Source organism: Pseudomonas mediterranea CFBP 5447 (assembly GCF_000774145.1).
GTDB classification, from domain to species: domain Bacteria; phylum Pseudomonadota; class Gammaproteobacteria; order Pseudomonadales; family Pseudomonadaceae; genus Aquipseudomonas; species Aquipseudomonas mediterranea.
Genome location: NZ_KN322987.1, coordinates 246381 through 270856 on the forward strand (window position 1 = coordinate 246381; position 24476 = coordinate 270856).

20 protein-coding genes are annotated in these 24476 nt (G+C 62.6%); 17 read left to right on the top strand and 3 right to left on the bottom strand.

Annotation, left to right across the window (positions count from 1 at the left end; translation table 11 throughout):
* The first annotated feature begins 169 nt into the window (after positions 1-169).
* The 13 genes from N005_RS21260 (at position 170) to N005_RS21320 (ending at position 17198) form a co-directional block, all read left to right on the top strand.
* On the top strand, positions 170-691 hold the full coding sequence (locus N005_RS21260; RefSeq protein WP_047702992.1) for an SgcJ/EcaC family oxidoreductase: 522 nt from the start codon (positions 170-172) through the stop codon (positions 689-691).
* Positions 692-1052: 361 nt separating this feature from the next.
* Positions 1053-1562 carry a sigma-70 family RNA polymerase sigma factor gene (locus N005_RS21265; protein ID WP_047702993.1) on the top strand — a complete coding sequence of 170 codons (510 nt, stop codon included), beginning with the start codon at positions 1053-1055 and terminating at the stop codon, positions 1560-1562.
* The gene (locus tag N005_RS21270) at positions 1562-2506 is read left to right on the top strand and encodes a FecR domain-containing protein (RefSeq protein ID WP_047702994.1); all 945 of its coding nucleotides are present in this window, start codon (positions 1562-1564) and stop codon (positions 2504-2506) included. The genes N005_RS21265 and N005_RS21270 overlap by 1 nt, the downstream gene beginning before the upstream one ends.
* A 67-nt stretch (positions 2507-2573) precedes the next feature.
* Positions 2574-4997 carry a TonB-dependent receptor gene (locus N005_RS21275; RefSeq protein ID WP_047702995.1) on the top strand — a complete coding sequence of 808 codons (2424 nt, stop codon included), beginning with the start codon at positions 2574-2576 and terminating at the stop codon, positions 4995-4997.
* A gap of 318 nt (positions 4998-5315) precedes the next feature.
* A complete protein-coding gene (locus tag N005_RS21280) occupies positions 5316-6692 on the top strand; it encodes a diaminobutyrate--2-oxoglutarate transaminase (RefSeq protein WP_047702996.1) in 1377 nt (458 codons plus the stop codon).
* Positions 6693-6862: 170 nt separating this feature from the next.
* Complete coding sequence (locus N005_RS21285; RefSeq protein ID WP_047702997.1) at positions 6863-8647, top strand: IucA/IucC family protein; 1785 nt, start codon at positions 6863-6865, stop codon at positions 8645-8647.
* Complete coding sequence (locus N005_RS21290; RefSeq protein WP_047702998.1) at positions 8640-9851, top strand: type III PLP-dependent enzyme; 1212 nt, start codon at positions 8640-8642, stop codon at positions 9849-9851. Before N005_RS21285 ends, N005_RS21290 begins: the two co-directional genes overlap by 8 nt.
* Positions 9848-11254 (top strand): DHA2 family efflux MFS transporter permease subunit, encoded by a 1407-nt coding sequence (locus tag N005_RS21295; protein ID WP_047702999.1) that lies wholly within the window; start codon positions 9848-9850, stop codon positions 11252-11254. The genes N005_RS21290 and N005_RS21295 overlap by 4 nt, the downstream gene beginning before the upstream one ends.
* Before the next feature lie 16 nt (positions 11255-11270).
* Entirely contained in the window at positions 11271-13127 is a 1857-nt protein-coding gene (locus N005_RS21300) for an IucA/IucC family protein (protein WP_047703000.1), read from the top strand.
* A complete protein-coding gene (locus N005_RS21305; protein ID WP_047703001.1) occupies positions 13121-13903 on the top strand; it encodes an HpcH/HpaI aldolase family protein in 783 nt (260 codons plus the stop codon). Before N005_RS21300 ends, N005_RS21305 begins: the two co-directional genes overlap by 7 nt.
* On the top strand, positions 13900-15768 hold the full coding sequence (locus N005_RS21310; RefSeq protein WP_047703002.1) for an IucA/IucC family protein: 1869 nt from the start codon (positions 13900-13902) through the stop codon (positions 15766-15768). Before N005_RS21305 ends, N005_RS21310 begins: the two co-directional genes overlap by 4 nt.
* Before the next feature lie 4 nt (positions 15769-15772).
* Positions 15773-16594, top strand: coding sequence for an IucA/IucC family C-terminal-domain containing protein (locus N005_RS21315; protein ID WP_052126425.1), 822 nt, complete (start codon positions 15773-15775; stop codon positions 16592-16594).
* Positions 16587-17198, top strand: a complete 612-nt coding sequence (locus N005_RS21320; protein WP_047703003.1) for an RraA family protein — start codon at positions 16587-16589, stop codon at positions 17196-17198. Before N005_RS21315 ends, N005_RS21320 begins: the two co-directional genes overlap by 8 nt.
* A 9-nt stretch (positions 17199-17207) precedes the next feature.
* Here N005_RS21320 and N005_RS21325 read toward each other — a convergent pair whose 3' ends face one another.
* Positions 17208-17609 carry a hypothetical protein gene (locus tag N005_RS21325; protein WP_081993308.1) on the bottom strand — a complete coding sequence of 134 codons (402 nt, stop codon included), beginning with the start codon at positions 17607-17609 and terminating at the stop codon, positions 17208-17210.
* 258 nt (positions 17610-17867) lie between these two features.
* On the opposite strand from N005_RS21325, the gene N005_RS21330 reads away from it, so the two are divergent.
* Positions 17868-18941, top strand: a complete 1074-nt coding sequence (locus N005_RS21330; RefSeq protein WP_047703004.1) for a zinc-binding metallopeptidase family protein — start codon at positions 17868-17870, stop codon at positions 18939-18941.
* Between the two features lie 668 nt (positions 18942-19609).
* Here the strand turns inward: N005_RS21330 and N005_RS21335 are convergent.
* Both N005_RS21335 and N005_RS21340 read right to left on the bottom strand, forming a co-directional pair.
* Complete coding sequence (locus tag N005_RS21335) at positions 19610-20086, bottom strand: nuclear transport factor 2 family protein (protein WP_047703005.1); 477 nt, start codon at positions 20084-20086, stop codon at positions 19610-19612.
* 56 nt (positions 20087-20142) lie between these two features.
* Positions 20143-20712: a TetR/AcrR family transcriptional regulator gene (locus N005_RS21340; protein WP_047704077.1), complete on the bottom strand. Its 570-nt coding sequence runs from the start codon at positions 20710-20712 to the stop codon at positions 20143-20145.
* 195 nt (positions 20713-20907) lie between these two features.
* Here N005_RS21340 and pssA point away from each other — a divergent pair, with 195 nt between their 5' ends.
* From pssA to N005_RS21355, 3 genes are all read left to right on the top strand, one after another.
* Positions 20908-22251: a CDP-diacylglycerol--serine O-phosphatidyltransferase gene (pssA, locus tag N005_RS21345; RefSeq protein ID WP_047703006.1), complete on the top strand. Its 1344-nt coding sequence runs from the start codon at positions 20908-20910 to the stop codon at positions 22249-22251.
* 11 nt (positions 22252-22262) lie between these two features.
* Positions 22263-23279: an AraC family transcriptional regulator gene (locus tag N005_RS21350; protein ID WP_047704078.1), complete on the top strand. Its 1017-nt coding sequence runs from the start codon at positions 22263-22265 to the stop codon at positions 23277-23279.
* Positions 23280-23487: 208 nt separating this feature from the next.
* Positions 23488-24459, top strand: a complete 972-nt coding sequence (locus N005_RS21355; protein ID WP_047703007.1) for an NAD-dependent epimerase — start codon at positions 23488-23490, stop codon at positions 24457-24459.
* The last annotated feature ends 17 nt before the right edge of the window (positions 24460-24476 follow it).

Consider the following 24476-nt stretch of genomic DNA (forward strand, 5'->3'; position numbering starts at 1 on the left):
AGGGGACCGGTCCGGTCGTGACGTCGGTATTAGAGCGCGTCATCGGTGCCGGGCCTATCTGCCGATCGGCATAGTCGATCGGCACCGGTTGGCCGATGGCGGGGGCTGTGGCGAACGGCAAAGTGGGGTCATTGAAACCGACGCTATTAATACCGAAAGGAACGCTACGATGAAAATGAAAACCCTGGCCCTCGCCACTTTTTTTGTACTGACCACGCCTTTTGTCCATGCCGCCGATGCCACGCCTTTCGTGTATCGCACCGTGGCCGAACAACCCAAGAACGTGAACGATCGGGAGATCGCTGCGCTGTTCGACCAGTGGAACAAGACACTGCAGACCGGCAGTGCCACCGCGATGACCAGCCTCTACGCGCCGGATGCGATTCTGCAACCGACCCTTTCCAACAAGGTGCGCACCACGCCGGCGCAGATCCAGGACTATTTCGAACACTTCCTGGCGGGCAAGCCGGTTGGCCAGATCAACTACCGGGAAATCCGCCACCTGGGGCCCGACGCGGCGATGGACAGCGGCGTCTACACCTTCACCCTGACCAATGCCGATGGCAGCAAGAAGGACGTGCAGGCGCGCTACACCTACCTCTACGAGCGCCTGAACGGGCAGTGGAAAATCATCAACCACCACTCTTCGGCCATGCCGGAAGTGCTGAAAGTCTTGCACGCCAGCCACTGATACTCCTCACCATCCGAGCGCCCTTGATCCCAAGGGCGCTTTTGTTTGTGCAGCAGAAGATTCCCTGTGGGAGCGAGCCTGCTCGCGAAAGCGCCCGACTAGTCGCCAAAAATGCAGGCTGACCGACCGCCATCGCGAGCAGGCTCGCTCCCACAGGGGATTGGCGGTCAGACGCAGAAAGTGGGTTCACCGGGAGCAATGTGGGAGCGAGCCTGCTCGCGATGGCGGTGGCCCAGCTTGCATCAAACCCTCGGTTTCCCCCGCATTTACACATTTCGCCGCACAAAGGACTTGGATTAGCTCGCGAACATTAATTAGAATCAGTCTCATTTAAGACATTCCACGCCCAGGGCCTCTTGACATGTTCGATGCAGCTACGCCGACGGAGCACTCCCTACATGCGTTGTACCGTGATCATGGCGGTTGGCTGGAAGGCTGGTTGAGACGGCGCATGGGCAATGCCTGGGATGCGGCGGATCTGCGCCAGGATACCTTCCTGCGGGTGCTTTCCAGTGCCCAACCCCTGGCGGACCTGCACGAACCACGGGCCTATCTGCTCACGGTGGGCAAGCGGCTGCTGAGTAATTTCTATACCCGGCGCAACCTGGAACAGGCTTACCTCGATGCCCTGGCAAGCCTGCCCGAAGAGTGCGTTCCGTCCCCGGAGCAACGCTGGCTGCTGCTGGAAACCCTGCATGCCCTGGACGAATTGCTCGATGGCCTGCCGCCCCAGGTGCGGCGGGTTTTTTTGTGGAGCCAGCTCGAAGGCCTGGGCTACCGGGAAATCGCCGAGCGCATGCAGGTGTCCGAACGCACCGTCAAGCGCTACATGGCCCAAGCCTATGAGCATTGCCTGCTGGTGGACTTTTGATGCGTCCGGCCCCGTCGTCCGAGGCTCGGGAGGTCGCCCGGGCGGCTGCCCGCTGGCTGACCCTGATGGAGTTCGGCGGCAACGAGTTCGACTCCGCCGGCCTGCAACGCTGGCGCGACAGCAGCGCTCACCACGAAGCGGCCTGGCAGAAGGCCCAGCGGCTGCGTCAACGCTTCGCCGGGGTGCCGCCTTCGCTGGGCATGGCGACCTTGGATCGTCCAGCCTTGCCCCGGCGTGCCGTACTCAAGCGCGCATTGGGCGTCGTCGCGCTGGTTCCGACGGCCTGGATGCTGGGCCGCACGTTGCCACTGGACGCCTGGCGCGCCGACCTGCACACCGCCATCGGTGAGCAGCGACGCTGGTCGCTGGTCGATGGCAGCCTCTTGCAATTGAACACCGACAGCGCCGTGAACCTGGACCTCAAGGCCCGGCGCCTGGTGCTGGTGCAAGGCGAAATGGCCCTGAAAATCAGCGGCGTCACGCCGTTGGCTGTCCAGGCGCCCTATGGCCTGATTACCGTGAGTCGAGGCGAAGTCTGCGTGCGCCTGGGTGAACGAGGCTGCCAGGTGTCGGTGGTCAGCGGTTCGGCGCGGCTGCACCCGTTGCAGGGACCTGTGCTATCGCTGGAGGAGGGCCAACAGGCCAGCCTTCACGCTGCAGGCGCAGGGCCGGTGACCAGGGTCGACCTGACGCAACCGGGTTGGCGCGACGGGGTGCTCGTGGCGCAGAACCAGCCGTTGGGTGACTTTCTCCGTGAGCTGGGTCGCTATCGCCCGGGCGTGCTGCGTTGGGATGACGCCCTGGAATCGCTTCGGGTAACCGGCAGTTTCCGCCTGGAGAATACCGACAAAATCCTTGCTTTGCTCTCGGCCAGCTTGCCGCTCGACGTGCAGATGCGTACCCGTTATTGGGTCACCTTGTCGCTTCGCAAAAATATCGCCTGATGCCTGTCCCCTTTTTTTGTCTCGCTTGTCATTCAAGGCAAGTGAACAAAAACGAGAGCTCCCTCCAATGTCCGCAGTAGTACCTTTGCATGTTCGCCCGGCCCTTGCCGGCTGGCGTCCGCTGTTGAACCTGAGTCTCATGCTGAGCCTGAGCGCCAGCCCATTCTTCATCTCATCCAGCCAGGCCGAGGAAGCGGCGCGGCGCAGCTATCAGGTGCCGGCGGGCAGCCTCAGCGCGGCACTGACCCGCTTCGCCGGGCTGGCGGGTGTCAACCTGTCGGTGGACCCGGTCCTGGTGAGCGGTCGCAACAGCGCCGGGCTTTCGGGAGAGTATGGCGTGGAGGAGGGCTTTGCCCGGTTGTTGCAAGGCTCCGGCCTGCAATTGCAACCGGTGGGCGAACAGGCCTACATCCTGGCCCCGGCACCGGAGGGCGGCAGCCTGCAACTGGCGCCTACTTCAATTCTCGGCGCCGCCAGCGCGGAGGAGGGCGAGGCGTATGCCGGCGGCCAGGTCGCGCGTCGTGGCTCCCAGGGCTTGCTGGGCTCGCGCGACTTCATGGAAACGCCGTTCAGCATGACCACCTACACCAGCGAGACGGTCAAGAACCAACAGGCCCGAACCCTGGGCGACCTGGTCAACAGCGACCCCTCGGTGCGTGCGACCAACCCGGCGGGTGGGCGGTACGAGCAGTTCACCATCCGCGGTTTCAGCCTGTTCAACAGCGATGTGGCCTACAACGGCCTCTACGGCATCCTGCCGACCTATACGATCGACATGGAAATGGCCGAGCGCGTCGACATCCTCAAGGGGCCGAGCCAGCTCATCAATGGCATTTCTCCGCGGGGTAGCGTGGGGGGCGGGATCAACGTGGTGCCCAAGCATGCCACCGATAAGCCCATCACCTCGTTCACCGGCAGCTACGCGTCCAACAACCAGCTCGGCGGTGCCGTGGATGTCGGCCGACGCTTTGGCGAGGACAACAAGTTCGGCATTCGCTTCAACGGTGTGAAACAGTCCGGCGACACCGAATGGGATCACCAGAGCGTGGATCGCGAGATGGCCGTGGTTGGCCTGGATTTTCGCGGTGAACGGCTGCGTGTCTCCACGGACATCGGCCACACCGAGCGCGATACCGATGCGCCGCAGGAGCGTGTGCAGGTTGCCGCCGCCGCGCCGGTTCCCCATGCCAGCGATGTGCGCAGCAACTATGCCCAGCCTTGGAGCAAGGCACGCACCAAGGACACCTTCGGCATGGTGAATGCCGAGTACGATGTCAGCGACTCGACGATGTTGTATGGCGGTGTCGGTGCGCGTGAGAGTCATCATGATTTTCTTCGGCACGGCGTTATCGTTACGAATGCCGCTGGCGATTTCAGCGTCGCTCCTCGAGACTTCACCCGCGATGAGAATGTCCAGACGGCTAACGTCGGGGTGCGCAACTGGTTCCATACGGGCTCGGTGAGTCACGAAGTCAACCTGGCTGCCAGTTATTTCTACATGGACTTTACCAATGGCGGTGCTCGCTATGCTCCGGGCAGCAGCAACCTGTATGACCCGGTGGAAACCACGACGCCAGGTACCCCTACGCGCAAGGATGACAAGGTCTACACCGAAAACCATTTCAGCGGCGTGGCGTTGTCCGACACCCTGGGGTTCTTCGATGACCGCTTGCTGCTGACCCTCGGCGCCCGCTGGCAGCGGGTGGAAGTGGACGACTGGACCGCGGGCGTCAAAGGTGCAACTGCCTATGATGAGGAAAAAGTCTCGCCATCGGGCGGCATCCTGTTCAAGGCCACCGACAGGTTGTCTCTTTACGCCAACTACATGGAAGGCCTGAGCCAGGGCAAGATCGCGCCGTCGACCTCGATCAACGAGGATGAGATTTTCCCGCCGTTCATCAGCCGCCAAGTCGAGGTGGGAGCCAAGTACGACGCGGGGCCGTTCGCCTTGACTGCGGCTCTGTTCCGGATCAAGCAGCCGGCCTACGCGACCGATGCCACGACACGTGTCTTCGGCCCCAATGGCAAGCGCGAAAACAGCGGCGTGGAATTGAGCGTATTCGGTGAACCTCTAAAAGGCACGCGTCTGCTGGGTGGTGTGATGTACATCGACAGCGAGCTGACCAACACCACCGGCAGCACTTACGATGGCAACCGTGCGCCGGCCACGCCGAAGTACAACGTCAACCTGGGCGCCGAATGGGACGTGCCGACTGTACAGGGCCTGACCTTGACCAGCCGCGGTATCTATTCCAGCTCACAGTACCTGGACCAGTCCAACACCAAGGAAATCGATTCCTGGGTACGCTTCGACGTCGGTGCACGCTACGGCTTCAAGGTCGATGAAAAGAACATCACCCTGCGTGCCAACATCGAGAACGTGGCGGACAAGCGCTATTGGAGTTCGGCCGGGGCTTCGGATGACAGTGAGCCGGGCCTGACGCTGTCGACACCGCGCACCTACCTTCTGTCGGCTACCGTGGATTTCTAACACCGCTGTACAGCTCCATGGAGGGAGCTGTTTTTCTATCGTCATATATCGCTTGGATATAATTGATATTAATCTGCAATTATCGGAGGCCTGTCATTCGATATAAAAGCTGATTAAACGGCTTTCGGCGCTGATATTAAAGTGCCTTTCTCTCAGATGTTTATTCCTGAAACTCCAATTCACTTCGGTGAATTCCTCCTGCGCGTTATTCAAATAACAATCCAATCCGAAAACTTCCAATTTATTTGAAATTAAATATTGCACTCATCAGTGAATGAGAATAATTTGCATATCGGGACTTAATCAGGATTGATTCTCATGTCGAATGAAAGCGTTGCACGCATCGATTCTTTGCAGAAGGACAATGCCCATTATCTGCGCCGCCAGGGCCAGTTCGAATCCAATGTGCGCAGTTACCCGCGCAAGCTGCCCCTGGCCATCGCCAAGGCCCATGGCGTCTGGGTGACGGACGTGGAGGGCAAGACCTACCTCGACTGTCTGGCGGGGGCCGGGACTCTTGCCTTGGGTCATAACCACCCGGACATCATGGCCAGCATCGATTACTTCATCTCCTCGGGCATGCCGATGCATACCCTGGACCTCACCACGCCGCAGAAGGATGCCTTCAGTGAAAAGCTGTTGAGCGTGCTGCCTGGGCAGGGGCGTGACTACTGCCTGCAATTCTGCGGGCCGTCCGGGGCGGACGCGGTGGAAGCGGCGCTCAAGCTGGCCAAGACGTTCACCGGGCGCAGCAGCATCATCAGCTTCAGCGGTGGCTATCACGGCATGACCCATGGTGCGTTGTCAGTAACGGGCAACACCGGGCCGAAAGACGCCGTGGCATCCTTGATGCCGGGCGTGCAATTCATGCCGTACCCCCATGAATATCGCTGCCCGCTGGGCATCGGTGGCGAAGCCGGGATCGAAGCACTGGGTTATTACTTCACCCAGTTCATCGAGGATGTGGAGAGTGGTGTGTCGCTGCCGGCGGCGGTGATCCTCGAAGCGGTGCAGGGCGAGGGCGGTGTCAACTGTGCCCCGCCGCAATGGTTGCGCCGTATCCGCGAGGTTACCCAGCGGCACGGCATCCTGCTGATCATCGATGAAGTCCAGGCGGGCTTTGGCCGCACCGGCAAGATGTTCGCGTTCGAGCACGCCGGGATCGAGCCGGACATCATTGTCATGTCCAAGGCCGTGGGCGGTGGATTGCCGTTGGCCGTGCTGGGCCTCAAGCGAGAGTTCGATGCGTGGCAGCCGGGCGCCCACACCGGGACATTCCGGGGCAATCAGATGGCCATGGCCACGGGCCTGGCGACGCTCAACGCGCTGCAGCAACAGGACTTGCCCGCCCAGGCCGAACGGCATGGCGCCTGGCTCAAGACCCGGCTGGCAGCACTGCAGCAGCGTTATCCGGCCCTCGGCCAGGTGCGAGGTCGCGGGTTGATGCTCGGCATCGAAATCGTCGATGAGCGCCAGGCCCCTGATCGCCTGAACAGCTATCCGGGCGATCCGACCCTCGCCGTGGCCATCCAGAAACATTGCTTCGACAACGGGTTGTTGCTGGAGCGGGGAGGACGGCAGGGCAACGTGATCCGCTTGTTGCCGCCGTTGATCATCGATGACCAGCAATGTGCACTGGTAATGGAACGATTTGAACAAGCGCTGCAATCTGCACTTTCACAAGAACGTCATTAAATAATCATTCGATATATACCTGACGATGTAAGTCATATCCGTAACTTGATAAACAGCGCTAAACAATTTTCCCGAAGTTGGGAAGGCGGGCACCTATTGTCCTGGCGCTGAACAAACGAACTTGCCCAGACATGAAGTCATCCGTAACCCGCAGGTTACGAGGAGTAACTATGCAATATCCCGATCGTACCGCTTTATCCCACCGCGTCAGCGAGTTGGCGAGTACTCGCGCCTTGCTCAATTGTTTGATCAAGGAATTCGCATTGCCGGAAAACTGCCTGGATTATCACTGGCCCCAGGATATGCGTGGCATTGCACCCGGAAGTTATCTGGAAGGCCTGCAATCGAAGGGGATTCCCCTGACGATCAGCCTGCCCAACGGCCAGCAGTTCTTCGTGCTGGTGGATCGTTGCGACCGTCTCGGCAGCCATCGCTACCTGTCCGATGTCTATGCGCGGCAGGGCGATACGTCGTGGAGCAACCTGCCGTTCCCCGAGTTCGTCGCGCAACTGCTCGGCGCCTGTGAGCACATGACCCGCGCCAGCAACGACGAGCTGCTCGAACAGGTGTTGCAAAGCCAGTCCCTGACCGCCGCCATCGTCGCCCACAACATCGACGCTGAGGGGCCGGCGCCGCTGAGCAGCTACCTGGCCAGCGAGCAGGGGCTGTGGTTTGGTCATCCGAATCATCCGGCGCCCAAGGCGCGGCTCTGGCCGGCCCACCTGGCCCAGGAAACCTATGCCCCGGAGTTCCAGGCGCGGACGGCCCTGCACCTGTTCGAGGTCCCGCGCGAAGGGCTGCGGATCTCCGCCAACGGGCTGACCGAAGAACAAGTGCTGGCCGGGTTCGCCGACCAGAGCCGTGCCCGGCCGGGCCGGGCGATCATTTGCCTGCACCCGGTCCAGGCACAGCTGTTCGTGCAGGACCGGCGGGTGCAGCAGCAATTGGAACTGGGCGAATTGCGGGACCTGGGCACCACCGGTGCGCTGGCCAGCCCGACGGCCTCCATGCGCACCTGGTACATCGAAGGGCATGACTATTTCATCAAGGGATCGTTGAACGTGCGCATCACCAATTGTGTGCGCAAGAACGCCTGGTATGAGCTGGAAAGCACCTTGATCATCGACCAGTTGTTCCAGCGTTTGCAGCAGACCCAGCCGCAAACCCTCGGCGGCCTGTCCACCGTGGCCGAGCCGGGCTCCTTGAGCTGGGCGCCGAAGCATGCGAGCGAAGCCGACAGCCACTGGTTCCGCGAGCAGACCGGCGCGATCCTGCGGGAGAACTTCTGCCGTCGCGGTGGCGCCGACGTGAGCATCATGGCCGGTACGCTGTTTGCCCGGGATATCCATTCCCAGCCGCTGGTCCATGAATTCCTGCAAGGCTTCAACGGCCAGGCACTGGAGGACGGACAACTGCTCGACTGGTTCGACCGCTACCAGGCGCTGTTGCTGCGTCCCGTGCTGGCGCTGTTCTTCAACCACGGCGTGGTGATGGAACCGCACCTGCAGAACAGCGTGCTGATCCACGACGACGGCCAGCCACAACAACTGCTGCTGCGGGACTTCGAAGGGGTCAAGCTGACCGAGGAACTGGGCATGTCCGGTATTGAGGTCGGTCTGCATCCCCGCGTGCGCCAGTCGATGACCTATAGCCGCGAACAGGGTTGGAGTCGCATCAGCTATTGCCTGCTGATCAACAATCTCTCCGAAGCGGTGCTGGCCCTGAGCTGGGAGCGTCCGCACCTGGCCCCGTTGATGTGGGAACGGGTGGCGCGACAACTGCGCAGCATCCGCGAGGAGCTGGTACGACCGGCGCCGGAGCTGGATGCATTGATCGCAGGGGAATCGATTCCCTGCAAGACCAACCTCAAGGTGCGCCTGGCCGCCAAGGCCGACCGCCAGGCCGGGTATGTCAGCCTTCGTTCGCCATGGGGCGAGGAGGTGCGTTATGCGTGACCTGCCCGAAACGGTAATGGCCGCCATCGACGCGGCCCGGCGCAACAGCGAAGACCCGCTGGCGCTGTTTGTCTATGACCTGGAGGCGCTGACCCGGCATGTCAGCGAGGTGATGGCGGCGTTGCCTGCCGGTGTCGAGCTGTACTACGCGATCAAGGCCAACAGCGAAGCGCCGATGCTCGCGGCCCTGGCGCCGCTGGTCAGCGGCTTCGAGATCTCCTCGGGCGGCGAGATCGAGCGGGTCGTGGCGTGTCCCACGCGCAAGCCTTACGTGTTTTCCGGCCCGGGCAAACTCGATTCGGACCTGCGGGCTGCGCTGGAGAACCGGGTCGAGGCGATCCATCTGGAAAGCCTCAATGAAATCGACCGCCTGCAACGTCTCGCGCAGCAGGCGGGCCGCGTGCAGCCGGTATTCATCCGCATCAATCCGCAGTTGCCGTCGACCCTGTCGAGCAAACTGGCGATGGCCGGCACGGCGACGCCCTTCGGCATCGACGAAGCCGAATTGCCGGAAGCCGTGCGGCGGGTGCAGGCGTTCAGTCACCTGAGCCTCAAGGGTTTCCATGTGCATGCGATGTCCCACCAGAACTCGGTGGAACGGCACGAGCAACTGTTGGATTTCTACCTGCAACGCTGGACTGAATGGAAGGCGCTGGCGACCGGGGATGAGCAACCGACCCACTTGAATGTCGGCGGCGGCATTGGCGTTGACTACCTGAGCGGGCAGCGCTTCGATTGGCAGCGGCTGTGCCGGCACCTGGGCAAGTCCCTGGCGCAGCACGAGCAGCCGCCGGTTGTGCGTTTCGAACCGGGTCGTTTTATCAGCGCATTCTGTGGTTACTACGTGATCGAAGTGCTGGACACCAAGACCAGCCACGGCGAGCACTTCCTGGTCTGTCGGGGTGGCACCCACCAGTTCCGCCTGCCGGCGGCGCAGAGTCACGATCACCCGGTCATCCACCTGCCTCGTCGACGCAAGCCGCAGCCGGAAACTGCGCAGACCTGGACCGTGGTCGGCCAGCTGTGCACGCCCAAGGATGTGTTGAGTCGCGGCCGCCAATTGCAAGGGGCCGAGGTGGGGGATCTGTTGGTGCTGCCCATGGCCGGTGCCTATGGCTACAACATCTCCCACGCGGACTTCCTCTGCCATCCGCGTCCGCAGCAACAGTTCGTCAGCGCCTCCATGCCGGGAGCGCGGTCGTGAAAGTGCCGCGTCACTGGGTGGTGATCAACGTCATGTTGGGCACGCTCACGGTCAGCCTCAACAACAGCTCGCTGAACCCGGCGTTGCCGGCGTTCATGGCGGCGTTTGCCATAGGGCCGCTGATGGCGACCTGGATCGTCGCGGGTTTCATGACCGCCATGGGCATGACCATGCCGTTGACCAGCTTCCTGAGCCAGCGCCTCGGCCGCAAGCGCTTGTACCTGTGGGGCGTGGCACTGTTCATCGGTGGTTCGCTGATGGGCGCGGTGGCTGACTCGATAGTGCTGGTGATTGCGGCGCGGGTGGTCCAGGGGATCGCCAGCGGGCTGATGATTCCGTTGTCCCTGGCGATCATTTTCTCGGTGTATGCCAAGGACGAGCGGGGGCGGGTGACGGGGCTGTGGAGTGCCGTGGTCATGCTCGCCCCGGCGGTGGGACCGTTGTGCGGAAGCTTGCTGCTGGAGTGGTTCAGCTGGCGCTCGTTGTTCCTGATGAACGTGCCCATCGGGCTGTTGGCGCTGATCCTCGGCTTGGGCGTGTTGCCGGCTTCCGAACCGCCGGAGCGCAAGCCGTTCGATTTCGCCGGATACCTGCTGATCGCCTCGGGCATCGGCTTGCTGATGGTCGCCACCAGTCGCCTGCACCACGTCGATGGCCTGTTGGATCCGCTCAACCTGGCGATGCTGACGGCGGGCGTGCTGTGCCTGATCGCCTTCGTGCGCGTTGAGTTGAGCCGTCCGGAGCCGCTGCTCAACCTGCGGATCTTCAACCTGCGCGGCTATCGCCTGAGCGTGATCATCGCCGTGGTGCAATCGGTGGGCATGTTCGAGTGCCTGGTGCTGGTGCCGCTGCTGGTGCAGATGGTGCTGGGCCACAGCGCGATCTGGACCGGCCTGGCGCTGCTGTGCACCGCCGGGTTCGCCAGCCTGTTCGGCCAGATGGGCGGCAAGCTGCTCGACCGGCACGGACCACGGGCCGTGGTGTCGGCGGGCATGTTGCTGACCGGTGCGTCGACCCTGGCCCTGGGCATGCTCGGCCCCCAGGCCACCCTCGCCACGGTGTTCGTCTTGATGATGGTGCGCGGCGCCGGGCTGGGGCTTTCCTACATGCCGGTGACCACCGCCGGGCTCAACGCCTTGCCGGAACCGATGGTCACCCAGGGCGCGGCCATGAACAACATCTCCCGACGCCTGGTGTCGTCGCTGGCCATCGTTATCGCCTCGCTCTGGCTGGAAATGCGCCTGGGGGTCGAGGTCGGATCCGCACTGCGAACCTCAGGCGCCATCAGCGAAGTATTCATCGCCACCGGCGTGCTGATCCTGCTGGCCTTGCCTTGCGCCTGGCGTTTCCCCATGCCGGAACGGGCGGCCGAGGCGCCGTCCGTGGCCCTCGAACAACGTTAATCGATAAGGAATTCCCATGACGATTTTTGAACAAGCCCCGCAATCCACCGCCCCAGGCGCCTGGCTGGCGGGCACCGATGCCGATGTCCGGGTAAAAGTCCAACAGCGGGCGGTCGGTCAACTGCTGCAAACCCTGCTGTACGAAGACGTGCTGGCGTACCGATGCGAGCCGCTTGCGGACGGCCGGTATCGTTTCATCGTGCAAGGCACCGATGCCGCTCAACAACCGGTGCAATACCACTGCAACGGCCTGCGCAGCAGCAGTTTCGAGCTGATCCGCCTGGATCACGCCAGCCTTGAGCGCGTCGATGCCGCGGGGCAATCCGCGGCACCGGATCTGCACCAGGCCCTGGCGGAACTGCTCGGCGAGTTCGAGGGAAGCGCCCACCTGCCGCGCTTTATCCAGGAACTGGAACAGACCCAGCTCAAGGATCTGCAATCCCGCAGCCAGGGCTACCGTGCGCCGCGTGCAGCCCATCGGCTGGATGTGGATGCGCTGGAACAGCACTTCATGGACGCCCACAGCTACCACCCGTGCTACAAGTCGCGGATCGGCTTCACCCTGCATGACAACACCCGCTACGGGCCGGAGTTCGCCAGCCCCATCGCCATCGTCTGGCTGGCCGTGGCCAAGTCCTGCGGGGCGATGAACCATTCAAGCAAGATGGATTTCGACGCGTTCATCCGCCAGGAAGCCGGGGAGACGCGCCTGCACCAGTTGGCCGCGATCCTCGAAGGCCGCGGTCAGTCGCCGGACGCTTACTGGTTGATTCCCGTGCATCCGTGGCAGTGGGAAAACACCATTGTCCCGACGTTCTACCCCGAGCTGCTCAGCGGCGAACTGATCTACCTGGGCACCTCGCAGGATCAGTACAAGGCCCAGCAATCGATCCGCACCCTGGCCAACGCCAGCGCCCCCGAGCGCCCTTATGTAAAGCTGGCGATGAGCATGACCAACACCTCCAGCACGCGGATTCTGGCGCGGCACACGGTGATGAATGGTCCGATCATCACCGACTGGCTGCAACAGCTGATCGCCACCGATAGCACTGCAGGCGCCCTGGACTTCGTCATCCTTGGCGAGGTGGCCGGGGTCAGCTTCAGCTACGACCACCTGCCGGCCACCCGTGCGCCTCAAGCCTACGGCACCCTCGGCGCGATCTGGCGGGAAAGCATCCACGGCTATCTCAAGGCCGATGAGCAAGCGGTGCCGTTCAACGGTCTGAGCCACGTGGAAAACCGCTACGGCCAGGGCGAGCAGCTGCCGTTCATCGATGCCTGGATCGCCCAGTACGGTTTGCAGGCCTGGACTCAGCGATTGCTGGAAGTCACGGTGCCGCCGATCATCCACATGCTCTACGCCGAAGGCATCGGCATGGAGTCCCATGGCCAGAACATCGTGCTGATCACCCGGGACGGCTGGCCGCAGCGTATCGCCCTCAAGGATTTCCACGATGGGGTGCGTTACTCCCCGGCGCACCTGGCGCGGCCGCAGCTGTGCCCGACCTTGGTACCGTTGCCCGCCAGCCATGCAAAGCTGAACCGCAACTCGTTCATCCTTACCGATGACGTCAATGCGGTGCGGGATTTCTCCTGCGACTGTTTCTTCTTCATTTGCCTGGCTGAAATGGCGATTTTCCTGCGCCAGCACTATCAGCTGGACGAAACCCGCTTCTGGCAGATGACCGCCGACGTCATCACCGCTTACCAGGCTGCGCATCCGCAGCACCGCGAGCGCTTCGGGCTGTTCGACGTATTCGCGCCTTCCTATGAAGTGGAAGAGCTGACCAAGCGTCGCCTGTTGGGCGACGGCGAGCGGCGCTTCAAGTCGGTGCCCAACCCGCTGCACGCCTTCAGGCCGCAGACATGCTGAGAACCAATCAATTGAAGCTCAAACTCGGCGCCGGACAGGCAGCCTACGGCCTGATCAGTTCGATTCCGTCGGCCATGACGATCGAGCTGATCGCCGAGGCGGGCTACGACTTCGTGATCATCGACATGGAGCATGTGCTGATCAACCCGGAAACCGTGGAGCACATGATCCGCATCGCCGAAGCCTACGCCATCACACCCTTGGTACGGGTCGCGGACCTGAATCCGAAAACCCTGCTGCGCCTGCTCGACGGCGGCGCCCAGGGCATCGTGTTGCCGATGATCGAAAGCCCGGAGCAACTGGCCGATGCGATTGCCGCGTGCAAGTACCACCCGTTGGGGCGGCGCAGCCTGAATGCCGGGCGCCCCGGTTCGTTTGGCAAGCACAGCCTGGCCGAGTACGTGGGGCTGGCCAACGAGCAAATCATGGTGGTGGCGATGATCGAAAGCGCCGAAGGCGCACGGCGTGCAGCGGACATCGCGGCGGTGCCCGGCCTGGACCTGATCCTCGAAGGCGCGGCGGACCTGTCCCAGTCCCTCGGCACGCCCTGGCAGATCGACACGCCGGCGGTGCAACAGGCCTTGCTGGACACCTGGCAGGCGGCCCGCGAAGCCGGCGTTCCCTATTGCGCCATTCCCCGTCAACCCGACGACCACGCCCGCTGGCGTGCCCGAGGGGTGCACACCTTTGTATTGGGCGACGAGCGCGGTATCGCGTTCCGCGCCCTCCAGGGCCGTTTGGCCACACTTTCTTCAGAAGGACATGAATCAAGATGACTAGCCTGACCTCACAAGCCCTGGCCCAAGCCGCCGATATCGTCATGCAGGATCTGGTGGACTGCCTGTTGGCCGAACACTTCTTTGGTAACGAACCATCGTTCCTGGTCAGCCTCGGCGACTGGCAGCAGGCCCATCCGCAAGCCCCGGCGCTCGCCGGGCGCGTCTGGGATTGGTGCTACGACCCGGCTGAACAGCGCTTCATCAGCATTGCCCTGCGTGCGGGCATCACCCAGCAGTGGGAAAAGGTGCCGGGCACTCCGGTGTTGGCGCGCCAGGAGCAGCAGTGGACGGTGCTTGCGCCGGAAGACTTCATGAAGCGGGTGTTCGCCTCGATGGCCGAGCGCTTCAAGGACAACGATAAAGGCCTGGCGCTGTTTCTCGATGTGCTGCACACCAGCGTGAAGCAGACGGCGTTGTCCCTGTCCCACGCGGTCGATGACCGTGAGCTGATGGCCCAGGATCCGGCGACGTTTTTCCGCACCATGGAACAGTGGGCCTCGCTGCGCGATCGTCCCTATCACCCATTGGCCAAAGCCAAGCAAGGGCTCGACGACGAGGAATACCTGCGTTACCAGGCCGAATTTGCCCGTCCGGTGGCCTTGAACTGGGTCGCGGTGGACCGCACGCTGCTGCAATGCGGCGATGGCGTGGGGGACCTGGCGCAGTGCTATCCGGCACGTTATCTGTTGCCTGAGCCTCTGCAGGCCCGGCTCGCCGGGGAAATGCAGGCGCGGGGCCTGGCCGACAGCCACATCGCGCTGCCGGTCCACCCCTGGCAGTGGGAACATGTGCTCGACAAGCAGTTGGGTGAGGTATTCACCAAGGGCGACTGTCAGCGCTTGAGCTTCAACGAGGGCGACTTCTTCGCCACCTCGTCGCTGCGCTCCATGACGCCGTGCTTCGACAGCGCCGACTACCTCAAGCTGCCGATGGCCATTCACTCCCTGGGCGCGTCGCGCTACTTGCCGGCGGTGAAGATGATCAACGGCGGCCTGAGCGAAGCCTTGCTCCACGAGGTACTGGACAAGGACGCGCCCCTGCGCCAGTCGCTGCACCTGTGCGACGAGGGCAAGTGGTGGGCGTTCATGCCCCCCGAGGCGACGCTGTTCGACGAGGCACCACGGCACCTGTCGGCCATGGTCCGGGGTTACCCGAGCGCGTTGCTCAACGATGCCGACACCCGCCTGCTGCCCATGGCCGCCCTGGGCACGCCGCTGCCGGGCAGCAACCGTCACTTCTTCGATGACTGGATGCAGTACCGCAACCTGCCGGCGGACGCCGAGTCGGTCATGACCCTGTTCCGCGAACTGGCCCGCAGCTTCTTCGACATCAACCTGCGCATGTTCCGCCTCGGCATGCTGGGGGAAGTCCACGGCCAGAACGCGGTGCTGGTATGGAAGGACGGCCATGCCGAAGGCCTGTTGTTGCGTGACCACGATTCGCTGCGGATCTTCGTTCCCTGGCTGGAGCGCAACGGCATGGCGGACCCGGTCTACCGCATCAAGAAAGGCCACGCCAACACGCTGTACCACGAGCGTCCCGAAGACCTGTTGTTCTGGCTGCAGACCCTGGGCATCCAGGTCAACATGCGGGCGATCATGGACACCCTGGCGCAAGTCTACTCGATGCCGGTGACTGGCTTGTGGCAGGCCCTGCGGGACGTGCTGGACGAACTGATCGAGACCATCGACTTCGACGCCGAGGCCCGGGCGATGCTCAAGGTGCAACTGTTCGACGCGCCCAACTGGCCACAGAAGCTGTTGCTCACGCCTATGATCGAGCGGGCCGGCGGCCCGGGCAGCATGCCGTTCGGCAAGGGCGAGGTGGTCAACCCGTTCCGCCGGCTGTCGCTGGAGGCCTGAGGGCATGGCGACCAGTCGCGTGCTCGGGATTGAACCGGCGTCTACCGACGGGGCTTGCCGGTTTACGGCCGGCGAATGGGCCGTGCTCAGCGGCCCCTTGCGGTTGAAGTCGGCACGGGAGCGCGATTCGTCGCGTTCCCTGGCGGCCCACGAACTGTTGAATGGCGGTGTGTGCCTGCGGTTGTTGGACGAGCTGACGCCGATCCTTGGCTCGCCGTCCCGTGCAATCACCGCCTCGCTGTTGAGCAAGCGAATTGCGTTCCTTACCACCAACCCCTGCCTGTATGCGCTGTCGGCCTGCGACAAGGGGCTGCGGATGTCCCTGGACAACAGCGTCATCGAATACGGTCACGACGCGGGACGCTGGACCTCGTCGATGCCGCTGCTGGACCCGCAGCCGCGGGCCTATGCCGCCGGCGAGCGGGAGGCCTGGCGCGAAGCGTTGGTCGGCAGCCTGTTCGCCGGGCTGCTCAAACCGTTGTGGGATCTGTTTACCCAAGTCAGCGGCATCTCCCGACGCATCCTCTGGGAAAACACTGCGGTGCGGGTTTATTCGCTGTATGAAAAACGCATGGACAGCCTGCAGGACCCGTCCGCGCGCCGGCGTATCGACGCCGATTTCGATTGGCTGCTGAACCACGCCGATCCCGAAGTGTTCGGCCTGGACTACAACCCCTTGCGGCATTTCCATCGTGCCCCCATGCCCCTGGCCGAAGGCGGCTGTCGACGGTTGCGGCGCACCTGCTGTTTCTATTACCAGGCGAGCAACCCGGGCGAATACTGTTCGGCCTGCCCGTTGCTGCGAAGAAGGACAAGACATGAATGATTCAACTGCATCGGCGGCGATCATTGAATCGCTGTTGGCACAGTACCGGGGGATCGCGTCGTCGACCCTTGGGCATTTCACCGACAGCGGATACCTGCGGGGCATCCGCCCGCTGTTCGATAACCTGCGCATGATCGGCAAGGTGGTCACGGTCAGGCTGTTCACGCCTGACGGTAGTGTCTTGCGCGAAGCCTTGCTGCTGAGCGAGCCAGGAGATGTGCTGGTGGTGGAATGCGTGGGGGATCCCGATTGTGCCTGCTGGGGAGAGCTGCGCACCCTGGCCGGGCTGATCAAAGGCCTGGCCGGTGTCGTGGTGTGCGGCGCGGTGACCGACGTGGCTGCCTTGCGGGCCCATCGCCTGCCGGTGTTCAGTCGTGGTGTCAGCGCTTTCACCACCCGCAGCCTTGGGCTTGGCGGCGAAGTCAATCAGCCAATCCGGGTGTCGGGTGTCACCGTGCATCCGGGTGACATTGCCATCGGTGATGACGACGGTGTGTTCATCCTCGGGGTGCGACAGGCCAGCGATCTGCTGCCCAAACTGCTGGCGAAAGAGCAGGCGGATCGGCAGAAAAGAACCGAGTTTCTGCAACGGATCCAGCGCTGAGGCTGAGCCTCAGGCGTCGCGGAACAAGTCGTGGGCATCCAGCAGGCGCCAGGCGATTTCCGGGCGTCTTTCCAGGCCGCGACGAATGGCGGCCGGGATCGATTGGCGAATCTTGCGGCAGAGGCCGGGTTGCGCCTGGAACTCGATGGCGATACCGCGCATGGTCCGGACTTCGTTGTAGCCCGGCTCGATGGTCAGGCGGATACCCAGGTTTTCGTAAAGCCGCTGCTGCAACCGTTCAAGTTCGGCCAGGTCCTGGATGTTTTCCAGCCGTTCGAGCAGGCGTTTTTCTTCCTGGCGATTCAGACAGAGGATGCGCAGGTCGCTGCCCGCCGTTTCCAGCAAGGCCTCGCGCCCGCAGTCGCAGACGCCGGGCGGGCAGGGGGGACGGATCGGAATCGACGCGGTCATGGGCTCCACAGGTCCGGGGTACGACGAAGCCACCGTTGACTCCATCGGCGGCCCAGGCAATGTGATGCCTGGCGACAGTGCGGTCAACCCTGTCATAGGGCCGCCGGTCTGTCACCGGCATGTCCCGCTCGTCTGTTTATCCGCCGATCCGATCAAATTTTCCAGGGCGAGCATCCTCAAGACAGACAGGGCGTTGCGGTCCGTACCGTCATCGGCACCGCGACGGCCCTCGTGGCAAGCATAAGGAGAGTCCGATCGATGCAAGCGAACCTGTCTACATTACCGTTGCTGGAAGAATTGTTGATGGCCCGCGGACCGGGCGGGCAGGAAGACGAAGTCCGGCAAATCTGCATGCGGGAGCTGGAGCCCCATTGCGACAAGACCTGGGTCGACCCGGCCGGCAACGTCATCGGGCTGATCGAGGGAGCCGCCAACGGTAGCGACACTCAAACACCGGTCCGGGTCATGGCTCACCTGGACGAAATTGCCATGCTGGTCAAACGCGTCGAGTCCGATGGAACATTGCGGGTGGTGGCCTTGGGTGGCGCCAATCCGATCAATTTCGGCGTGTGCCCCGTGGACATCCTCGGCGATCAGGATTTCATCCCTGGTGTGTTGTCGTTCGGCTCCATGCACAGCACCGCCGAAACCCATCAGGGGGCGGATGTGCTGTCCGGGAATGTGCATTGGGAAGACGTCCATGTGATCACCCGTTGTTCACGGGAGCAATTGCATAAGCATGGCGTACGTCCTGGCACGCGGGTGGTGCTGAGCCAGCATTGGCGTCGGCCGTTCCGGGCGGGCGATGCGATTGCCGCGCATTTCCTCGATGACCGCGCGCCGATGGTCGCGACCTTGCAGGCCGCCGCGCTGTTGGCCGAGCGCCGGGCGGAGCTGGTCGGTGAGGTGTATTTCGTTTTCACTACCCAGGAGGAAGAATCCAACGCCGGAGCGCTGTACGCCGCCGCCCACCTGCCGGGCGAGGTCACCGTTGCCGTCGAGGTCGGGCCGGTAGTGGCGGAATACGGAACCCGGCTGAGTGTCAACCCGATCATCAACACGGGGGACGAAAAAGGCTGCTACAGCCGCAAGATCGTCGACCAGCTCTACCGCGCGGGAAAAAGCATCGACCTGGAGCCGCAATTCGCGCTGCTGGTGGACTTCGCCAGCGATGCCAGCGCGGTCATGGGCAGCGGCGTCTCGGCCATGGGGGGATGCATCGCCATACCCACCGAGAACACCCACGGGTTTGAGCTGATCCTGGAAGGCAGTATCGAAGCCTGCGCGGGGACGTTGCTGGAGTTCCTGATCAATCGGCCCGAGGGTGAGTAGCACTAAAGCCCCTGTGATCGCTGAACCCCTGTGGGAGCGAGCCTGCTCGCGAGACGCTGGCACAGTCAACGCCGGAGCAAACAGGCCCACCGCTATCGCGAGCAGGCTCGCTCCCACATGGGGGCCCGGGTGCCAGCGGGATTCGAGTCCCACCGCAGCTTCCCTATGGGAGCGAGCCTGCTCGCGATGACGGCGGCACATTCAACACTGAAGCCAGCAGGTCCACCGCTATCGCGAGCAGGCTCGCTCCCACATTGTTTTGCGGTGGACGGCGAATCTGCGATCAGCCCGGACCCTGTGGGAGCCGGGCTTGCCCGCGACGACGGTGGCACAGACCGCATCGATGCAAGCTGATCCACCGCTATCGCGAGCAGGCTCGCTCCCACATTGTTTTGCGGTGGACGGCGAATCTGCGATCAGCCCGGACCCTGTGGGAGCCGGGCTTGCCCGCGATGACGGTGGCACATTCAGCATTGATGCCAGCAGGCCCACCGCTATCGCGAGCAAGCTCGCTCCCACATGGGGGCCAGGGTGCCAGCGGGATTTGAGTTTGACCGTAGAACTGCTGTGGGAGCGAGCCTGCTCGCGATGACGGCGGCACAGTCAACACCGGAGCAAGCAGGCCCACCGCTATCGCGAGCGGGCTCGCTCCCACAAGGGCGGTGTGGCTACAACCCCAACTCGGACAACCCAGGATGATCGTCCGGCCGGCGCCCCAGGGGCCAATGGTATTTGCGTTCGCTTTCCTTGATCGGCAGGTCGTTGATGCAGGCGTAGCGGTTGGACATCAGGCCTTGCTCATCGAACTCCCAGTTCTCATTGCCGTAGGAACGGAACCAGTTGCCCGAGTCGTCGTGCCATTCGTAGGCATAACGCACGGCGATGCGGTTGTCGGTGAACGCCCAGAGTTCCTTGATCAGCCGGTAGTCCAGTTCCTTGGCCCATTTGCGGGTCAGGAAGGCCTTGGCTTCTTCGCGGTTATGGACGAATTCGGCGCGGTTGCGCCATTGGGTGTCCAAGGTATAAGCCAGGGACACTCGCTGCGGGTCGCGGGAATTCCAGCCATCTTCAGCCAGGCGGACTTTTTCGATGGCCGATTCACGGGTGAACGGCGGCAGGGGTGGACGAACTTCAGGGGAGGACATGGCAATTCTCCGGCGAGTGGTGAATCAAGTTTCACGATGTTCAGCGGATGAGCTTTTTATGTCTTCTCAACCAACAACACCTTCAGTATGGCCTGGGCGTGATCGGCGGCACTGTGGTCGCCCATGACCAGTGCGACAGTAATCGCGCCATCGATCAGAATAAGTAACTGTCGGGCCAGGGCCTCGGGGTCTTCGACACCTTGTTCAATACATAACCGGGTGACGTAATCGAGCAACTTCTGCTTATGCAACTTCGCCAACTGGCGGACCGGGTCCTGTGGGTCTCCGGTTTCGCCGCTGGTATTGATGAACGCACAGCCTCTGAAGCCGTCGCTGTCAAACCAGCCCTTGAGCACGGTGAACAGGTTGTACAGCCGCGCAGCCGGGGTAGGGGCCTTGTCGACCTCGGTGCTGAACCAATGCATCCAGCGCTCGTCCCGTCGCTGGAGGGCGGCCAGGATCAGGTCGTCCTTGTTGGCGAAATAGCGATAGACGCTTTTCCTGGAAACGCCGGCGGTTTTCACCAGGAGATCCATGCCGGTGGCCGCTATGCCACTTTTATAGATCAGTTTTTCGGCGACATCGAGGATGATGTCTCGTGTGTCATTGCTGATGATCTCGTTCATGGCGCTTACAGTGGAACGATCGTTCTTCTTGGTCAAATGTTTTTTTCAATGGCTGCGCTTATGGAACCATGGCGTGCTGGCGATGGGGCTTCGCCATCGCGATCGCGAGCAAGCCGTGCTCCCACCCAGAGTCCCAAACCCATCCGCCATGGTGTAAGCTCAGCGACTCTTCGGAATCGACCTTTTGCGAGCCCTATGCCGTCGCTTTTCAAACGCTCCCTGCTGCCCAAGCTGCGCAGCTTTGCACTGACCGCCGATGCCGTGACCATCCTCGATGGCGCAGCCGAGTTCCGCCGTTGCCTGCTGGAGAAAATCGCCCAGGCCACCCAGCGCATCTACATCGTCGCCCTGTATCTGCAACAGGACGAAGCCGGCCAGGAAATCCTCGATGCCTTGCATGCCGCCAAGGCGGCGCGTCCGGAACTGGACGTGGTCGTGGTGGTGGACTGGTTGCGGGCCCAACGCGGGCTGATCGGCGCCAAGAAACAGCCGGGCAACTCGGCGTGGTACCAGGAGCAGACGCGCAGCCATGCCAGCGAGGTGCCGATCTATGGCGTGCCGGTGCAGACCCGCGAACTGTTCGGCGTGCTGCATTTGAAAGGTTTCGTCATCGACGACTGCGTGCTCTACAGCGGCGCCAGCCTGAACAATGTCTACCTGCACAAATTCGACAAGTACCGCTACGACCGCTATCACCTGCTGCAGAACACGGCGCTGGCCGACTCGATGCATCACCTGGTGCAGCATGGCCTGATCACCTCCAAGGCCGTGCATCGCCTGGACCTGCCGAACCTGCCCAGCACCCGCAGTTTGCGCAAGGACATTGGCGACCTGCGCAGCCGGCTCAAGTACGCCGCCTATGACACCACGGCCGGCAGCCTCGACAAGAGCGGCCTGTCGGTGAGCCCGTTGCTGGGCGTCGGCAAGAACAATCCGTTGAGTCGGGTCATAGGCGAACTGATCGCCAGCAGTCGCCAGCAACTGACCATTTGTACGCCGTACTTCAACCTGCCCCTGGCAGTGACCCGCGAGCTCAACCGCGCGCTGGCCCGTGGGGTCAAGATCGACATCATTGTCGGCGACAAGACCGCCAACGACTTCTTCATCCCGCCGAGCGAGCCGTTCAAGATCATCGCTGCGCTGCCTTACCTGTATGAGATCAGCCTGCGTCGCTTTGCCAAGCGCCATCAGCGCTACATCGACAGCGGTCAGTTGAACCTGCATTTGTGGCGTGACGGCGACAACAGCTATCACCTCAAGGGCATGTGGGTCGACGAGCGCTACACCTTGCTGACCGGCAACAATCTCAACCCGCGGGCGTTCCGCCTGGACCTGGAGAACGCCCTGTTGCTGGAAGACCCCAAGGGCGAACTGCTGGGGCCCCGTCAGGCCGAGCTCGAGCAGATCTACCAGCACACCCGCCGAATCGAGCGCTACCTGGACCTGGAAGCGTTGCCGGACTACCCGGCGGCGGTGGCCAAGTTCCTCAAACGGGTCAGCCGGGTGCGGATCGAGCGGCTGCTCTACCGGATTCTGTGAACACCGGCGCCATGGCCGAAAAAGACACCATCTCCATCCAGTTGGTGCGTGAGGCGCTGCTGCAAAGCTGCGCCCCAGGCCCTGCCACCGATGAGGTGCTGAGTAAGGTCGGCATTGCTCCAGCGTGGCTCGACGACCCCCAGGCGCGGGTGCCGGCCGCTGCCTATGCGCGGCTCTGGCGTTTGCTCGCAAGGCGCCTTGACGATGAGTTCTTCGGCATGGACCCGCGCAAGCTCAAGTCCGGCAGCCTGGCCTTCCTTTGCCAGTGCGCCATGGCCCAGCCAACCCTGGCGGCCGGCCTGACGGCGGGGCTGGGGTTCCTGTCGCTGATGCTTGAGCAGTTGCCGGCCCAATGGGTGCGCCAGCAGAGCCTGGCGGAAATCGTCCTGCTGGAAGACGATCAGCAACCACGGCGGGCCTTTACCTACTTCACCTACTGGATGATCGTCCATGGCGTGGCCTGCTGGCTGGCAGGACGACGGATCCCCATTCTGTCCGTCGAACTGCGCTGCCCGGCGCCGGACTTCTGCGACGACTACCGGGTGATGTTTTCCCAGAACCTGCGCTTCGGCCGCCCCCGGACCCGGATGATCTTCGCCGCCGAATACCTGGACCTGCCCATCCGTCGCAGCGCCGAGGAGCTCAAGCGGTTCCTGGCCCGGGCCCCGGCCAACATCCTGGTCAAATACCGTGACCCGCAGAGCCTTGCCAGCCGGATCCGCCACGACCTGCGCCAGCTGCCGGCCGAACAATGGCCGGAAACCGAAGCCCTGGCCCAACAGCTGTGTGTGTCGGCGTCGACCCTGCGCCGGCGCTTGGCAGATGAAGGGCAGACCTATCAGGGACTCAAGGACAGCGTGCGCAAGGAGCTGGCGATCACCTGGCTCGCCGAACCTTCCATCAGTTTCGTCGAGATTGCCTCACGCCTGGGATTTGCCGATGCCAGCTCGTTCTACAAGGCGTTCCGCAAGTGGTCCGGGTCTAATCCGGGACATTATCGCAGCCTGATTCTCAACGACCCCCACTGAGCACGGCCCATCACGGGGCTTCGTCCGATAACCGAGACTATCTGCACTCACAAATCTGTCATTTCTCTTTGATATAAGCCTTCAGGTACAGAAAAACAGGCCATCAGACAGAGTAATGTATGGAAGTGACCGTTGTGGGTAGCGATTGTGTCAGTTTGCCGGTGGGACCCTGTGGCGTGTCGGCAACCATCGCGCAAGGGCGAGCGCGATGAGGATACTGGTCACCGGAGCCGCCGGCTTCATCGGCTTCCATACCGTCAAGCGTTTATGCGCCGATGGTCATCAGGTCATCGGCATCGACAACCTCAATAGCTACTACAGCGTCGAGTTGAAACGGGCCCGGCTCGCACAGCTGGATGCCTGCTCCAACTTTCAATTCCACCTGCTCGATGTCGCCGACAAGCAGGCGTTGCCGGATCTGTTTGCCAGGCAGCCTTTCGACCAAGTGATCCACCTGGCCGCCCAGGCCGGCGTGCGTTACTCCATCGACAATCCGGATACCTATGCCCAAAGCAACCTGGTGGGCTTTCTCAACATCCTCGAAGCCTGCCGTGCCCATGTACCGGCGCATCTGGTCTACGCTTCGAGCAGCTCGGTATATGGGTTGAACGAGCAACTGCCGTATGCCACGACCGACCCGGCCGACCGGCCGATGTCGTTCTACGCCGCGACCAAGCGGGCCAACGAGCTGATGGCGCATTCCTATTCCCATCTCTACGGCATCCCCACGACCGGCCTGCGCTTTTTTACCGTGTATGGGCCTTGGGGGCGACCCGACATGGCGTTGTTCAAGTTCACTGACGCCATCCTCAACGGCCGCGCCATCGATGTGTACAACGACGGCGCGATGTCCCGGGATTTCACCTACATCGACGACATCGTCGAAGGCCTCGTGCGATTACTGCCGCGGCCGCCTACCGACGAAAGCGGCGCGCCGAACAAGGTCTACAACATCGGACGCGGTTCGCCGGTGAAGCTCCTGCATTTTGTCGAGTGCATCGAGGAGGCGACGGGCATCCGCGCCATCAAGAATTTCTTGCCGTTGCAATCAGGCGACGTGGTCGACACCTGGGCGGACACCCGTGACCTGGAAGAGCGGGTGGATTTTCGTCCGCAGGTTCCGGTGTCCAGCGGCGTGCGGTCGTTTGTCGATTGGTACCGCGATTATTACCGCGTTTAACCGCGCATTTCGAATAG

Bases quoted from the DNA above. Each gene is read 5' to 3' on its own strand.
- N005_RS21350 (WP_047704078.1), top strand. From the start codon at position 22,263: ATGGCCGAAAAAGACACCATCTCCATCCAGTTGGTGCGTGAGGCGCTG.
- N005_RS21300 (WP_047703000.1), top strand. From the start codon at position 11,271: ATGACGATTTTTGAACAAGCCCCGCAATCCACCGCCCCAGGCGCCTGG.
- pssA (WP_047703006.1), top strand. From the start codon at position 20,908: ATGCCGTCGCTTTTCAAACGCTCCCTGCTGCCCAAGCTGCGCAGCTTT.
- N005_RS21330 (WP_047703004.1), top strand. From the start codon at position 17,868: ATGCAAGCGAACCTGTCTACATTACCGTTGCTGGAAGAATTGTTGATG.
- N005_RS21280 (WP_047702996.1), top strand. From the start codon at position 5,316: ATGTCGAATGAAAGCGTTGCACGCATCGATTCTTTGCAGAAGGACAAT.
- N005_RS21320 (WP_047703003.1), top strand. From the start codon at position 16,587: ATGAATGATTCAACTGCATCGGCGGCGATCATTGAATCGCTGTTGGCA.
- N005_RS21265 (WP_047702993.1), top strand. From the start codon at position 1,053: ATGTTCGATGCAGCTACGCCGACGGAGCACTCCCTACATGCGTTGTAC.
- N005_RS21275 (WP_047702995.1), top strand. From the start codon at position 2,574: ATGTCCGCAGTAGTACCTTTGCATGTTCGCCCGGCCCTTGCCGGCTGG.
- N005_RS21270 (WP_047702994.1), top strand. From the start codon at position 1,562: ATGCGTCCGGCCCCGTCGTCCGAGGCTCGGGAGGTCGCCCGGGCGGCT.
- N005_RS21315 (WP_052126425.1), top strand. From the start codon at position 15,773: ATGGCGACCAGTCGCGTGCTCGGGATTGAACCGGCGTCTACCGACGGG.
- N005_RS21340 (WP_047704077.1), bottom strand. From the start codon at position 20,712: ATGAACGAGATCATCAGCAATGACACACGAGACATCATCCTCGATGTC.
- N005_RS21290 (WP_047702998.1), top strand. From the start codon at position 8,640: ATGCGTGACCTGCCCGAAACGGTAATGGCCGCCATCGACGCGGCCCGG.
- N005_RS21310 (WP_047703002.1), top strand. From the start codon at position 13,900: ATGACTAGCCTGACCTCACAAGCCCTGGCCCAAGCCGCCGATATCGTC.
- N005_RS21260 (WP_047702992.1), top strand. From the start codon at position 170: ATGAAAATGAAAACCCTGGCCCTCGCCACTTTTTTTGTACTGACCACG.
- N005_RS21335 (WP_047703005.1), bottom strand. From the start codon at position 20,086: ATGTCCTCCCCTGAAGTTCGTCCACCCCTGCCGCCGTTCACCCGTGAA.
- N005_RS21285 (WP_047702997.1), top strand. From the start codon at position 6,863: ATGCAATATCCCGATCGTACCGCTTTATCCCACCGCGTCAGCGAGTTG.
- N005_RS21355 (WP_047703007.1), top strand. From the start codon at position 23,488: ATGAGGATACTGGTCACCGGAGCCGCCGGCTTCATCGGCTTCCATACC.
- N005_RS21325 (WP_081993308.1), bottom strand. From the start codon at position 17,609: ATGACCGCGTCGATTCCGATCCGTCCCCCCTGCCCGCCCGGCGTCTGC.
- N005_RS21305 (WP_047703001.1), top strand. From the start codon at position 13,121: ATGCTGAGAACCAATCAATTGAAGCTCAAACTCGGCGCCGGACAGGCA.